A 15,499-nucleotide genomic window follows, 5' to 3' on the forward strand; every position below is an offset into this window, starting at 1 on the left:
TTAATTGTTTTGTTTTTAGTAAAATTAATACAAAATTATTTTGTATTGAAGTAGTAAAAAATTTAATTCCTATTTTTTGAAGTTCACTCTGAGTAGCGCAAATGTTCGCAGAAAATAATTCGCGTAAGTCTACGAAATCAGCGATAAATAAATTTCACCGTTTACCACATGAACTATATCGTTATTCTGAGTTCGCCATTTGTGTATTACTTCAGTCATTCTTAATGGAGCAAAGCGGAATGAAGAATCTCAAAAAAACAAAAAATGAGTTAGATTCTTCGTCCGCCAAAAATGGCGGACTCAGAATGACATGCAAGTATATTTGATTATAGAGTCATTCTAAATGCTAAAAGAAAATTATAGAAAATATTCATAACGAAAAGATTGTGGTAGATTAAAAGTCCCTCTCTTTTTAAGAGAGGGATTTAGGGTGAGTTTATTTATAATGATTGAATTGAAAATAAAAAGTCATTCTGAATGGAACGAAGTGGAATGAAGAATCTCTAAAACAAAAAGGATTAGATTCTTCCTCGTCCGCCTATCGGCGGGACTCCTCAGAATGACAGGAAAGAAATAACACCGTCATTCTGAATGGAGCAAAGCGGAATGAAGAATCTCAAAAAAACAAAAACTGAGTTAGATTCTTCGTCCGCCAAAAATGGCGGACTTAGAATGACAGGGGAAAAAATAATGGCGAATTCCTTAGAATAACAGGGAAGAATGAATGACACTTAATGATATCCGCAAAAAATTTGTGAAATCTGCAAGAAAATAATTTTATTCACTCAACAGCAAATCATATTAATTTTACTATTTTCTGCACTTCCTAATTTTTCTGCTCACTAAAGATTTAATATTTCACAGAAAACTTTTTACATGATTGTATACCAATGCTGTATTCAATTCTTTGATACACTTGAATTGAATATCCTTGCGGGTACATTTCAATGGTTTAGGGGAATAATAAAAACATGGTGAGCAATCAAGATTTAATGATGCAATTCTGTAATTTGTTTTCCAGGGATGAATGTAATTTGGATTTGTTGGACCAATAATTGCAACAACATTTAATTTTAATGCAGATGCAATGTGCATTAAACTGGAATCATTTGTTACAAATATGTTGCATCTTTTCATTACTGCTGCTGTGTGAATTAATGATGATGTATTTACACTAATTGCAGAATGAGAGTTGATTTTTTTAATTACATCTTCTTTTAAGACTTTTTCTTCCGGTCCTCCAAATACTAAAATTTTTGCTTTGTGTTCTTCAATTAATTTTTTACCAAGTTCAGCAAATTTATCGGTCTCCCATCTTCTTTTATCATGATTTTTTAAGGTTGAACATCCGGGATGAAAACCAATTACCAATTCATTTTCAGTAATATTTTTTTCTTTAAGAAAATTTTCACCAAACTCTAAATCATCATTTATAAAATTCAGTATTAGTTCTGAAACATCATTAAATTTTTTGTTCGAAATCAATTCACATAGTTTTATATTTTCTTCAACATTATGAAGATTATCATCTTCCTGAATACGAAAGTTGTTCAAAAATCCAAAATTTTGAAAATCTTTTCTGAGATATTTTACGGCTAATCTTTTTTTAGCTCCAATCAAAAAATTAATGATGTTATATTCTTTTCTATTTGATGGATATACATTTATTGAGATGTCATATTTTTTTCTTAACCTAGAGACAAAGAGAAGTGATTTTATTTTCCCTTCTTTTAAAAATTCCCAGTAATGAATTTTCGAAATTTCTTTAAGCCGTTCATAAATTTCCTTTACACCTTTATACATAACAAGAGCATCAATTTCAGAAGCTGGAAATTCTTCTTTTAACTTTTTTAGTGCGGGTGTAAACATTAATGCATCGCCAATTCCGGATAATGCAATAACAAGGATTTTCATAGTATGAGCGGATTAGTTTTTAACTTACACAGACGACACAGAAAATAATCTGTGTCGTCCATGTTTTAATCAAATTTATTTTATTGTATCACCGGCAAGTCTCTTGTATCTATTCAATAAACTTTTGACTGTTTCATCGTTTGGAATATAAGCAGCAAGTTGATTTAATACATCAATTGCTTCTCTATACATTTTCAAATTCTCATAATGAGTAAGAAGTATGTCATAAGGATTATTCCAGCTTGTAAAATCCTGTGGATTTTGCTTAAGCACTTTTTTAGCAGTCTCAATTAATTCCTTAGCATAAATTGTATAATCCTTCATATCACCTGCAGCATAATATAGACGTGCAATATCATGTTGAATTCTGTAATCAATTGGAATAACACTTCTTGGAATTTTCTTTTCCATCATATTAAGTGTTTCGATTGTTTTGGTGCTGTCTTTAAGTTGATACAGATAATGAATTGCAAGTCTTAAAAATGTATTTCTATAATTCTGAACAAGACGTTCATGATTTTCATCAAAGAAAATAGTTTTATCATTCAAGCCTCTAAATTTAAAACCGGGACGATAAGTTTTACTGAAACCTTCTGGTTCATCAAACAACTGTTTTCTAACAATTGGTTCACTTATATATTCAAAAGTTTGCGAAGCGAACTTCTTAGGCACAACTCTTAATGCAACTCCTTCCAATTGCATATAGTCCTGCAAACCAAGTTTACTATCTTCTGAACAGGTCATTGCAAAATAAACTGGTCTTTTCCATTTACTCTGCATTATAATATCAAGAACTGCTAAGTCCTGAACACGAATTGCTTTTATATTTCCATATTGAACAGGACTATCCATTCGCCATGTAATCTTTCCTTTTTTAATTACAGAAGTATCTGTAATTCCCCATTCTTTTATAATATCTTCTGGAACTGGAATTGACATTTCAACTGGTTCCCATCTTTGAACTGTAAGCTGGTCAATTTCATCATCAGTAAAACTCATTGCAACTTTTTCAGCACCATAAGGAGAAGTATTTTTTAATTGTTTAATGTACCATGGAGTATTAAGCAAACTCAAATTAGCAATTCGAACATCGCGTCTTACACCTTCAACATCCTGCAGATACCATAGCGGGAATGTATCATTATCTCCATTTGTGAAGAGTATTGCATTTGGAGCAACACTTTGCAAAAGGTTGTAAGCATAATCCCAGGGCACATAATTTCTTGAACGGTCATGCTCAAAATAATTTACACGCAGCATATTGGCAGGAACAGTAATAAAGCCAAAAAGGAGAAGAATTATAACTGCAGGTGTAAGATTTTTTATTTTATCAAATTTTTCATAAAGCAATTCAATCAATCCGCGCATTCCAATTGCAATCCATAATGAAAATACAAAGAAAGCCCCGACATAAAAATAATCTCTTTCACGCGGTTGAGGTTCCTGTTGATTCTGATAAAATGCTGTTAGGTAACCAAGGAAAATAAACATTACAAGAAAGACAGATGCCATTTTCCAATCTTTTCTGAAATGGAAATACAAACCAAATAGACCAATGAAAAATGGAATGCCATATAAATCAGTCCAATCAATACCGCTGTCCTGATAAGTCGAAACTCTTCCAATATAATTCCAGAATAAATATCGATTAAACATATGGTCCATTTGATAGCGAAGCAGAAAATCGAGGTCACTCGAATAATTTGTATAAATTGCCTGCTGGTGTGGTTCATTAGAAAATCTTCTTTTGAAAATCGGGAAATCACCATACTGTTCACGATTTAAATAAGATTCAAGTTCAGTAAAAGTTTTTGGACTGTTCATATTGATTGGTGTTTCCTGATTAGCACGAATAATAATCATTGCATAAGTTGTAATGCCAATCATTGCAAAGAATGCACATTTAAATATCAAATTTAATGTTGGTTTTTTATTTTTTGCTGTCCAGTAAATTCCAAAACCCAATATTGCAAACAGAAGTATTGAGACAATAATATCAAGTATATAATCATTTCCAGCGATGATTGTAATCAGCTTTGGAACATATTTAACAATTCCTGGATAAACTGCTACAAGAGCAATACCACCAATAATAATTGGAATATAGAATGAACTTCGTTGAAATATTTTTTTGTAAAGAGCACCCATGAACATAATACTTACAACAGCAAAGACCATCCAAAATCTCATATCAATTTGTTGATATTGCTCATAAGATGGTGGAGTGGATTCATTTTGTGAAGCCCACATCATAAATGCAATTGCTAAAATTATAATTGAATGGATTACAAAAATTATCCCGGTTTTTTTAAGAACTTCTTCATCAGTAACATATTTTCTAAATATTACAACCATTACAATTGGAACAATTGCAAGCACTGACATTAAATGAACACCAGTTGATAGACCAATAAGGTATGCAATAAGAATTAAATATTTTTCATTATCAGGCTGGTCAGCTTTTTCATTCCATAAAATCATCAACCAGATTACAAATGCAATGAAGAAAGTTGAAGTTGCATAAACTTCTGCTTCGACTGCATTAAACCAGAAAGTATCGCTGAAAGAAAGTGACAGAGCACCAATGGCAGCAGAAAGATAAGTTGCAAGAGCATCAATTAAATTCTCAGGTTCTTTTTTTCTATAATTCTGGATTAATTTAACGGCTATCAAATATAAAAACATTACAGAAAAGGCACTTGCCAGAACAGAAATCATATTGACCCGCAAACCAATATTTTCTGCAAAAGGAATCATCGAAAAAACTCTGCCGAGAATCAAAAAGAATGGAGTGCCGGGAGGATGAGGAACTTGCATTGCATACGAAGAAGCAATAAACTCACCGCAATCCCAGAATGAAACTGAAGGTTGAACAGTAGAAATGAAAACAAAAAGACTGATTAAAAAAACAATTCCTGCAATAATTCGATTTAATATTTTGTAATTCATTTTACCACCACAAATTTTTATTAGGAGGATTGATTATTGGAATTATTATCTGACTTTTTAAATAAATAATCATAATTCTTTTTTTCGCGATTGACATGATATTTCATATAAAGTGATTTTAATTTTTCCAAAGAGAGTTTGTCGAGGTCTTCATCATCTTTGTGCCGCTTGAGCAGCATTTTATATTCTTCCAGTTCTTTTGGCTCAAATTTTCTTTCATACTTTTTTAAGATTTCAAAATAATTCTTTTGCTCTCGAGAACTCATTTTATGTCTTCTTTGTTGTTAAATTAATAAGTGAAATTAATTAAAAATTAGTTCAATAAAAAACTATATTTGAATTAAACTAAATTCATTTTTTTATGATGCAAGTTTACAAAAATTATCATCCTGATGTTTCAATAATTCTTCCGACTTATAACAGAAAAAATTATCTCGAACGAGCAATTGAATCTGTAATTAAACAAACTTATAAAAACTGGGAATTAATTATTGTTGATGATGGAAGCATTGATGATTCAATTAAATTGCTTGATAAATATATTCTCAGTTACGAAAACATTAGATACCTGAGACATTCAAACAGAAAAACCCCTCTTACAACAAATGCAGGCATTCAAGCCTCGGTAGGAAATTTTATTACATTCTTAGGAAGTGATGATGAATATAAACCCGAGCATTTAAGCTTAAGAATTGAATTTATGAATAATAATCCGGAAATAGATTTAATTCATGGTGGAGTTGAAATAATTGGGCCTCCTTATGTTAAAGACAAAAATGATTTAACAAAATTAATTCATCTTTCAGAATGTATTATTGGAGGAACATTTTTTGGTAAAAGAAAAGTATTTTTTGAATTAAATGGATTTCAAAACTTAAAATACAGCGATGACTCTGATTTTTTTGAACGAGCAGTAAAGATATTTAAAATCAAAAAAGTAGATTTTCCAACTTACATTTATTACAGAGACACACCTGACAGTATCTGTTCAACTATAGAGTAAAATTTTTAGTAAATTTAGTTTAACTTGCTTTCCTTCCTAAACACAATAAATGTATATAATGAAATTGCCAGTGCAACTATTAGCTGTAAATAAATTGGAGTGGATACAATTTCACCAGTCATCAAACCAAGTGTAATCAATAAAAATTTTATTGCATAATAATAAAACTTGCTCATTACAATACTTAAGAACATTGCAATAAAATTATTATTTAACTTTTGTGACAATAAAAAGAAAAGATAAACATTCAACATCAATTCAGTAGAAATGAGTACTGCTTTGGGTAGTGCCGGATGGCTTGAAATAAAGAATGAAAAGAATGGCAAAACAAATGAAAGTATATATGCATTTTTCTTAGTAGTATAAAGCAAAGATATCAGCAACATAATTCTCATTGGTTCCAATAAATATAAAGGAATACTGAGTAAGTGCGACAAAGCAGGTGTTAAAGTGATTACAGACAGTGCTATCAAATCAAAAGCAATGTTTCTTATTTTGCTTTCACTTAATAAAATTGTACTGGTATTCATTTCTTCATCCATTATTTTTTTGTAAATTTTGGATACAATATAATATATATCAATCTTTTAATGAAAGGAATTTTATTAACGGAGGAAAAAAATGAAGCGCAGAGAATTTATTAGAAAAGGCATTCAAGCAGGAACTATTTTAAGTGCATCATTAACATTCCCTGGATTTATAAATAATTTAGTTTCAAAAGAAACATATTCATCTTTACCATATGACCTAATCGCAATAAAAGGTGGCGAACCCGATAGAATGTTTGATGAGGGAATTAAGTCTTTAGGCGGCATAAAAGCATTTGTTAAAAAAAATCAAACAGTATTAATAAAGCCAAACATTGGCTGGGATGTTGTTCCTGAACGCGCCGGTAATACAAACCCAAAACTTGTAGCAAGAGTAATTGAACATTGCTATAATGCAGGGGCAAAAAAGGTTTATGTATTCGACCATACATGTGACGACTGGAGAAGATGTTATTCAAACAGCGGAATTGAAAAAGCAGTTAAAAATGCAGGTGGAGAAATTGTGCCTGCAAACAGCGAAAGCTATTATCAAAATGTTGAAATTAAAAAAGGCAGGAAACTAAAAAAAGATAAAGTTCACGAACTTTTGCTTGAATGCGATGTTTTTATCAATATGCCTATCTTAAAACATCATGGCTCTACTAGATTAACTATATGCATGAAAAACCTTATGGGAACTGTATGGGACAGAGGGTACTGGCATAGGACAGATTTACATCAATGCATAGCAGATTTCAGCACATTCAGAAAACCAGATTTAAATGTTGTTGATGCATATTATGTATTGAAGAGCAACGGACCTCGAGGAGTGTCTATGGCAGATGTAGTCATAATGAAATCACAAATAATTTCTACAGATATAGTTGCCGCCGATGCAGCAGCTGCAAAATTATTTGGCATCGACCCTAATGAAATTTCATACATTAATTTAGCTTATGATTTAGGAGTAGGTAATAAAAATCTTGATTCTCTTAAAATTAACAGAATAATTCTCTGATATGAATACATCATTGCTCAGAAAATTCCGGATTGTTTTTTCTATTTTATTTTTTATTCCAACTACAATAATTCTTGTTGATTTTACAGAACAAATTCCGGCTTCATTTACAAAATATGTTCTTTACTTTCAATTTGTCCCCTCTCTGTTAAAGTCTCTTGCTGTATTCACTGTCTTTACAAGCGGTTTTATTATGATATTTTTATTAACAATTCTCTTTGGAAGAATATACTGCTCAACAATTTGTCCACTTGGATTTTTGCAGGATATAATTAACTATATTGCAAAGAAAATTAAAAAAAGAAAAAGAAGATTCGAATTCTTGAAAGAACAAAAAATATTAAGATGGTCATTTCTTGGAATTTGTGTTCTTTTATTTTTATCAGGAATTGCTCTTGGAATAAATTTACTTGACCCTTATAGCATTTACGGCAGAATCGCTGGAAATATTTTTAGACCTATATTAATAGGCGTCAATAATACTTTAGCAAATATTTTATCTAATATAAAAATTTATTCTTTATATCCTTACGAAATAAAGTCTTTTAATTTAATTCCATTTATTATAACAATTTGTTTTTTTATCCTCATTGGTTATTTATCATATAAAAAAGGAAGATTATACTGTAATACAGTTTGTCCTGTGGGAACATTACTGGGATTTATTTCAAAATTTTCTTTTTTCAAAATAATTATCAAAGATGAAGAATGTTTAAGTTGTGGATTATGTGAACGCGATTGCAAAGCAAATTGTATAGATAGTGAATTAAAAACTGTGGATATGTCAAGATGTGTTGCTTGTTTTGATTGCATTTCATTATGTCCAACTCAAGGCATCACATTTGGAATAAAGAATGAAAAAAAAGAGAAACAGGAAGTTGAAATAATTAATGAATCAAAAAGAAAATTTTTACTTTCAACTGGAATATATTTAGCATCGCTATCTTCAATATTTGCTCAGGTTAAAAAACAAATTGTTGTAACAAAGCCGAGCACAGTACCAATATTTAGAAAAAATGCTGTATCACCCCCGGGTTCAATCAGCATAAAAAGATTTAATTCAATTTGTACTGCATGCCATTTGTGTGTAAGTTCATGTCCAACTCAAGTACTTCAACCTTCTTTTCTGGAATATGGATTTATTGGAATGCTTCAACCAAGATTAAATAACGAAGCTGGCTTCTGTAATTTTGATTGCAATATTTGCGGGGAGGTATGTCCAACCGGTGCAATTTTACCCATAGAGATAGAAAAGAAAAAATTAACACAAATTGGTAAAGCAAAATTTATTAAAGATAACTGCATTGTTAATACTCAAAAAACTGATTGCGGTGCATGTTCAGAACATTGTCCCACAAAAGCAGTTCATATGATACCATTCGAAAAAAATTTATTCATTCCTGAAGTTCGAGAAGAATATTGCATTGGGTGCGGTGCATGTGAATATGCATGTCCCGTAAAACCATACAAAGCAATTTATGTTGAAGGAAATGTTTATCATCAAATTGCCAAAAAGAATCTTGAAGAACAAAAACCACAGCAAAAAATTGATTATAAGGAAGAGTTTCCTTTCTAATTTTTATTTTTGCAAAATGAATTTAATATAAAAAAGGAGTTAAGTATGAATAACTTTATATATCATAATCCAGTTAAAATAGTTTTTGGGAAAGGGACAATTAAAGGACTGTCTTCCCTTATTCCAAAAGATTCAAATATATTAATGACTTACGGCGGCGGTTCAATAAAAAAGAATGGAGTTTATGAACAGGTAAAAGAAGCTCTCAAAGATTTTAATTTACATGAGTTCGGAGGAATTGAACCAAATCCCAAATATGAAACATTAATGAAAGCTGTTGATATCTGTAAAAATTCTAAAATAGATTTTCTATTAAGTGTAGGGGGAGGTTCTGTTCTTGATGGAACAAAATTTATTGCTGTAGCATCTTTGTATGAAGATGGAGACCCGTGGGATATTTTATCAAAAGGTGTTGAACCAAAAAATGCTATTCCGCTCGGAAGTGTTTTAACATTGCCGGCTACTGGTTCAGAAATGAATATGTTTGCTGTTATATCTCGTGAATCAACACAAGAAAAACTTGCTTTTGGTCATCCACTTGTTTATCCCCGATTTTCAATTTTAGACCCTGAAACAACTTTTACTTTATCTGAATGGCAAACAGCTAATGGAATTGTTGATACTTTTGTTCATGTAACAGAACAATACATGACTTACCCCGTGAATGCGATTGTTCAGGATAAATTTGCAGAAGCATTATTAAAAATATTGATTGAAGAAGGACCAAAGGCATTAAAAAATCCAACTGATTATAATGTGCGAGCAAATTTAATGTGGACTGCTACTCAAGCTCTTAATGGAAATATTGGCTGTGGTGTTCCTCAAGACTGGGCAACTCATTCAATTGGTCATGAATTAACAGCATTTTATGGACTTGACCATGCAAGAACATTAGCAATTGTTTTACCCGGTGTGTGGAAACATCAAAAGAATAATAAAGAAGATAAATTAAAACAATATGCAAAGAATGTATGGAATTATGAAGGGGATGATGCTGCCGACAAGGCAATAGAAATGACCGAAGAATTTTTCCGTTCACTCGGCATGAAAACAAAACTCAAAGAAAATGGAATTGGAACAGAAAAATTTGATGAGATTGCACAGAGATTCGAAGAAAGAAATCAAAAACTTGGTGAACATGAAAATATTGGCAAAAAAGAAGTAATTGAAATTTTACAGCTCTGTTTAGAATAATTTTTACTTTTGGTAAAAAAGGATGGCACAGATTGAAAAGTTGTGCTGTTATTTGTGCCATCCAAAATTTCTATAGTTGTATGGAAATTTTTTTATTCTATAATTTTCTTCATTGCCTCAAAATTAGCTGCAATAGTTTTATCTAAATCGTCTTTTGAATGCGCAGTAGAAACAAACATTGCTTCAAATTGTGCTGGAGGTAAATAAATTCCTCGATTTAACATTTCGTGAAAATATTTGCCGTAAAGTTTTGTGTCTGATTTTATTGCAGATTTATAATCAGTAACCGGCTCCTCAGCAAAAAACAATGTCATCATCGAGCCAATTCTGTTTAATTGAAAATTTCTGCCTGATAATTTTATAGCTTCTTTAATTCCATTTTCAAGATAAGCAGAATTTTGTTCGAGCTGCTCATAAATCTCAGGATGATTTTTTATATAAGTTAAAGCTGCATAGCCGGCACTCATAGCAATTGGATTGCCGCTTAATGTTCCTGCTTGATAAATTGGTCCAGCTGGGGATATCATTTCCATAATTTCTTTTTTACCACCATAAGCACCAACCGGCAGACCACCGCCAATAATTTTCCCAAATGTTGTCATATCTGGTTTCACATCATAAATTTCCTGAGCTCCCCCTTTTGAAAGTCGAAAACCTGTCATAACTTCATCAAAAATCAAAACAATTTTTTCTTCACTGCAAATATCTCGTAACTCCTTCAAAAAATTTTTTTCAGGAAGAACTGTTCCCATATTTCCAGCTACAGGTTCAACAATTACCGCAGCAATTTGATTTCTGCCAGATGTTTTATTTTCCTGAATTAATTTTTTAACTGAATCAATGTTATTATATTCTGCTATTAAGGTATCAGCTGCATTGCCTTTTGTTACTCCTGGAGAAGTAGGTACTCCAAATGTTAAAGCTCCACTTCCTGCTTTGATTAAAAAGAAATCTCCATGCCCGTGGTAACAGCCTTCAAATTTTATAATTTTATCTTTACCAGTAAATCCTCTTGCAGCACGAATTGCACTCATTGTTGCTTCGGTTCCGCTATTTACCATTCTAACCATTTCTACAGAAGGAACAAGGTCGGTAATTAACTTTGCAATTTTAACTTCGAGTTCTGTTGGTGCTCCAAAACTTGTTCCATTTTCGAGAGCATCTAAAATTGATTGTTTTATAAAATCAGGATTATGACCGAAAAGATGAGGTCCCCAGCTTCCAATGTAATCAATAAATTCATTGCCATCTACATCAATCATCTTTGAACCAATTCCTTTTGAAATAAATAAGGGTGTTCCACCCACTGATTTAAATGCTCTTACTGGAGAATTTACACCACCTGGTATATATTTTTTTGCTTCTTCAAATAATCTTTCACTAACACTTCTATTCATTTGAACTCCATTTTTATTTAAATAAAATTAATTATTTGAGAAATAAATTAAGAATTTGTTAGAGAAAATCATATTTAGCCATTTTGTCTTGTTAATCTTTATCATTCTTTTTAGCTTTGTAACCCAAATTTGGAAGTTATTATTTGAAAGGACAAGAATGATTAAAAATCATGTTTATATCGAGACTTATGGCTGCCAGATGAACCTTGCTGATTCTGAGTTAATTATGGGAATTTTAAAAAAGCAGGGTTATGAAATTACAAAGCAAATTGAAAATGCTAATGTGATTCTATTAAATACATGCAGTGTAAGAGAAAATGCAGAAGAAAAAATATTCCATAGATTAGACCATTTAAAAAATGTTAAAAAGAAAAATCCTTCTGCTGTAATTGGTGTGCTGGGCTGCATGGCAGAAAGATTAAGAAAAAGTTTGATTGAAGAAAAGAAAATTGTTGATGTCGTTGTTGGTCCCGATGAATATAGAAGATTACCTGAATATATTGAATTTGCATTTGGCGGTGAAAAAGGAATTGGTGTAAAACTTTCAAGAACAGAAACATATGAAGATATAGAACCATATCGAGAAGATGGAATCAGTGCATGGATTGCAGTAATGAGAGGATGTGATAAATTTTGTTCATTTTGTGTTGTCCCATTTACAAGAGGAAGAGAAAGAAGTCGCTCATTAAACTCTGTTGTTGAAGAAATTAAGAAATTATCTCAAAGAGGTTTTAAAGAAGTTACTTTACTTGGACAGAATGTAAATTCTTACAAAGATGGCAATTATGATTTTGCAGATTTGCTTGCCGCCTGTGCCTCTGTTGATAAAAATATGAGAATAAGATTTACAACATCGCACCCGCAGGATTTATCAGATAAACTTTTGTATACTATTGCAGAACATGAAAACATTTGTAATTACATTCATCTTCCAGTTCAATCTGGGTCCAATCGTATTCTCGAATTAATGAACCGCACTTATACAATCGAACATTATCTAAACTTAATTGACAAAGCAAGAAAAATAATTCCGGGTGTTAGTTTCTCAACTGATATAATTGCTGGATTTCCAACAGAAACCGAAGAAGACCATAAGATGACCCTAAATGTTATGAAACAGGTTAAATATGATGGGGCTTATATGTTCAAATATTCACCTCGAGAAGGAACAAAAGCATACAACATGAAAGATGATGTTCCAGAAGAAATAAAATTGAGAAGATTAAATGAAATTATTGAACTACAGCAACAAATATCTTACGAAATAAATCAACAGCTTATTAATAAAGAAGAAGTAATTCTTGTTGAGGGGTTTAGCAAAAAGTCAGAAGAATTTTTATCGGGCAGAACAGATACTAACAAGGTTGTAGTAATACCCAAAAAAGAAAGTATAAAAATTGGGGATTATGTTCGAGTAAAAATTAATCGAGCTACTTCAGCCACACTTTTTGGTGAAGCTTTTTAAAAATCAATTATTTTATAAAAGCATCTTGTCATTAAAATTCGACAAACAACTAAACATCCCTATTGCTAAGAATATAATCTGAGATGAATTTCACGCAGAGATTAGCGCAGATATTCGCAGATAATAACCAGTGCAAATCTTTGCGTTCTTAGCGTCTCTGCTATTAAAGAAAGCGCAAAGGTGCAAAAGACGCAAAGAAAAAATCTGTGAAAATCTTGTCTTATCAGTGTCATCAGTGTGCTAAAAATATTGTATATACAAGAAATACAAAATAAAAAATCAGCGTAAATCTGCGGAATCCGCGTGAAATAAATTTCACAGCTGACCACATGAATTGTATCGTCATTTTGAACGGAATGAAATGAAGAATCTCTTAAAAACAAAAAATGGAATTAGATTCTTCGTCGTCCACCTAACGGTGGGACTTCTCAGAATGACAGGAAATAAATAACACCGTCATTCTGAATGGAGCGAAGCGGAATGAAGAATCTTATTGAAACGAAAAAAGGATTAGATAAATTTAATTTTTGAAAGGATTATCACGACTTTCCCAGAAATTTGGTCGATAATGCTCGTAACTATCTATTTCTTGAATCCAACCATTATGAAGTCCATACTTATCCATTAATTCAAGTGTTCTTTCATACTCAGTTTCTCTAATGGTTCGACTTAACAAAATTTCTTTGTGAGCTTTATTAGTTGGGTAATACTGAGACATCAAAGATATATGAACATTTGGGCTTAATTCTTCAGCAATAAATTGAAATACTTTTTCTGATTCTGCTAATTCATTTGGCAGAACAAGATGACGAATTATCAATCCTCTTACAACTACATTACCATCATATACCAGTTCATCTCCAACCTGTCTGTACATTTCTTTAATTGCTGCTTTCGCTTTTTCAAAGTAATCATCTACAAAAGAATATTTGCGTGCGTATTGGTCATTTCCATATTTGAAATCAGGCAAATAAATATCAATGACACCATCATAAAGTTTTAGTATTTCTACTGAATCATATCCATTCGTATTGTAAATGATAGGAAGATTCAAACCATTTTGCGCTGCAATTAAAATTGATTTTAAGATTGATGCAGAAAAATGAGTTGGAGATACAAGTCCAATGTTATGACATCCCATCTGTTGAAGCTTTAACATAATGTGCGCTAAATATTCATGAGTAACTTCGTGCTTTCTTTCATTTTTCCAGTTTTGACTGATTTCAAAATTTTGACAGTAAATACATCTTAAATTACAGTTGCCAAAAAAAATATTTCCTGCACCGCGTGTCCCAGATAATACTGGTTCTTCTCCAAAATGAGGCGTATAAGATGAAACAATGGGCAAATAGCCGCTCATGCAAAAACCATATTCATTTTCAAAACGATTTACTTCACAATTTCTCGGACAGCTTTTACACGACTTTAAAATATTCAACGCCTCTTCTGCTCGATGTTCAAGATCTCCACTTTTCAGTAATTTTATATATGATGGAATAAATTTCATTTTAATAATGAATATTTGTTTACACAATAAATTTATTATATCATAAAAATTTTTGCCAGTTTAAACAACGGTTAGAAAATAATCCGAAGTATTCAATTTAATAGAGGAAGATTCTTAATTTTATGCGATAAAGAAGTATATATAAGTTAAGAGCAAGAGTAAGAAAAACTTTGCTCTTGCTCTTTAATTTTAAACTTAGTTTAGTATATCCAATAATTCAACTTCAAAAATTAAAAGCGAATTTGGTTCAATTGTATTACCTGCACCATTTTCACCATATGCTAATTCTGGTGGAATATATAAAATCCATTTATCTCCAACATGCATTAGTTGAAGAGCTTCTGTCCAGCCTTTGATTACCTGATTGAGAGGAAATTCTGCCGGCTCACCTCTCTTATAAGAATTGTCAAATTCTCTGCCATCAAGCAAAGTTCCAATATAATGAACTTTAACAATACTGGTGTCTTTTGGTGAAGGACCATTGCCTTTAACAAGAACTTTATATTGAAGTCCGCTTGGTAATGTTACCACACCTTCTTTCTTTTTATTTTCTGCAAGAAATGCTTCTGCTTCTTTCTTATTTTTTTCTTTAACTGCATTCATCTGTGCATTTCTTTTTGCAATTAATTTTTGATTAAATGCAATCATTACTCTTTGAATATCATCATCAGTCAATAAAGAACTTCCTTTAATTTGATCCTGCATTCCTTGATATAAAATATCGAAGTTGATATGAAGGTCTGCGTCCTTCAAATTTTTTCCAATATTCTGCCCTATGCTGTAACTTATTGAATCGTCCTGTGTTTTTAATTGTGGTTTTGATTCTTTTTTATTTTGTGCAAACAATAATGAAAAAGATATAATGAATATGAATAATAATTTTGAATACCTCATCTTTACTCCAGAATGAATTTTATTTTGTTAATTAAGTCAATCTGTTTTCAACAGG

12 protein-coding genes are annotated in these 15,499 nt (G+C 31.3%); 5 read left to right on the plus strand and 7 right to left on the minus strand.

The window, feature by feature from the left end:
* Positions 1-858: 858 nt before the first annotated feature.
* From VJY32_RS12225 to VJY32_RS12235, 3 genes are all read right to left on the minus strand, one after another.
* Positions 859-1,914 (minus strand): glycosyltransferase family 9 protein, encoded by a 1,056-nt coding sequence (locus tag VJY32_RS12225; RefSeq protein ID WP_353678206.1) that lies wholly within the window; start codon positions 1,912-1,914, stop codon positions 859-861.
* Between the two features lie 75 nt (positions 1,915-1,989).
* Positions 1,990-4,863 carry a protein O-mannosyl-transferase family gene (locus VJY32_RS12230; protein WP_353678207.1) on the minus strand — a complete coding sequence of 958 codons (2,874 nt, stop codon included), beginning with the start codon at positions 4,861-4,863 and terminating at the stop codon, positions 1,990-1,992.
* A gap of 20 nt (positions 4,864-4,883) precedes the next feature.
* Positions 4,884-5,129: a hypothetical protein gene (locus VJY32_RS12235; protein ID WP_353678208.1), complete on the minus strand. Its 246-nt coding sequence runs from the start codon at positions 5,127-5,129 to the stop codon at positions 4,884-4,886.
* 95 nt (positions 5,130-5,224) lie between these two features.
* Between VJY32_RS12235 and VJY32_RS12240 the strand changes: the two genes are divergently transcribed.
* Positions 5,225-5,866 carry a glycosyltransferase family 2 protein gene (locus VJY32_RS12240; RefSeq protein ID WP_353678209.1) on the plus strand — a complete coding sequence of 214 codons (642 nt, stop codon included), beginning with the start codon at positions 5,225-5,227 and terminating at the stop codon, positions 5,864-5,866.
* A gap of 14 nt (positions 5,867-5,880) precedes the next feature.
* Here VJY32_RS12240 and VJY32_RS12245 read toward each other — a convergent pair whose 3' ends face one another.
* Complete coding sequence (locus VJY32_RS12245; RefSeq protein ID WP_353678210.1) at positions 5,881-6,396, minus strand: hypothetical protein; 516 nt, start codon at positions 6,394-6,396, stop codon at positions 5,881-5,883.
* A 91-nt stretch (positions 6,397-6,487) separates the two neighbouring features.
* On the opposite strand from VJY32_RS12245, the gene VJY32_RS12250 reads away from it, so the two are divergent.
* From VJY32_RS12250 to VJY32_RS12260, 3 genes are read left to right on the plus strand one after another with little or no spacing between them, the layout of a single operon-like run.
* Entirely contained in the window at positions 6,488-7,411 is a 924-nt protein-coding gene (locus VJY32_RS12250; RefSeq protein ID WP_353678211.1) for a DUF362 domain-containing protein, read from the plus strand.
* 1 nt (position 7,412) lies between these two features.
* The gene (locus tag VJY32_RS12255) at positions 7,413-8,987 is read left to right on the plus strand and encodes a 4Fe-4S dicluster domain-containing protein (protein WP_353678212.1); all 1,575 of its coding nucleotides are present in this window, start codon (positions 7,413-7,415) and stop codon (positions 8,985-8,987) included.
* A gap of 45 nt (positions 8,988-9,032) precedes the next feature.
* Complete coding sequence (locus tag VJY32_RS12260) at positions 9,033-10,181, plus strand: iron-containing alcohol dehydrogenase (RefSeq protein WP_353678213.1); 1,149 nt, start codon at positions 9,033-9,035, stop codon at positions 10,179-10,181.
* A 92-nt stretch (positions 10,182-10,273) separates the two neighbouring features.
* On the opposite strand, the gene hemL is transcribed toward VJY32_RS12260, so the two are convergent.
* On the minus strand, positions 10,274-11,578 hold the full coding sequence (hemL, locus tag VJY32_RS12265; RefSeq protein WP_353678214.1) for a glutamate-1-semialdehyde 2,1-aminomutase: 1,305 nt from the start codon (positions 11,576-11,578) through the stop codon (positions 10,274-10,276).
* A gap of 157 nt (positions 11,579-11,735) precedes the next feature.
* Between hemL and miaB the strand changes: the two genes are divergently transcribed.
* Positions 11,736-13,043, plus strand: a complete 1,308-nt coding sequence (miaB, locus tag VJY32_RS12270; protein WP_353678215.1) for a tRNA (N6-isopentenyl adenosine(37)-C2)-methylthiotransferase MiaB — start codon at positions 11,736-11,738, stop codon at positions 13,041-13,043.
* A gap of 520 nt (positions 13,044-13,563) precedes the next feature.
* Here miaB and VJY32_RS12275 read toward each other — a convergent pair.
* Both VJY32_RS12275 and bamJ read right to left on the minus strand, forming a co-directional pair.
* Positions 13,564-14,550 (minus strand): radical SAM protein, encoded by a 987-nt coding sequence (locus VJY32_RS12275; RefSeq protein ID WP_353678216.1) that lies wholly within the window; start codon positions 14,548-14,550, stop codon positions 13,564-13,566.
* A 195-nt stretch (positions 14,551-14,745) separates the two neighbouring features.
* Complete coding sequence (bamJ, locus tag VJY32_RS12280) at positions 14,746-15,444, minus strand: BamJ family beta-barrel-assembly machinery protein (protein WP_353678217.1); 699 nt, start codon at positions 15,442-15,444, stop codon at positions 14,746-14,748.
* Between the last annotated feature and the right edge of the window lie 55 nt (positions 15,445-15,499).

It is taken from the genome of Rosettibacter primus, assembly GCF_036860675.1.
Taxonomy (GTDB): Bacteria; Bacteroidota; Ignavibacteria; order Ignavibacteriales; family Melioribacteraceae; genus Rosettibacter; species Rosettibacter primus.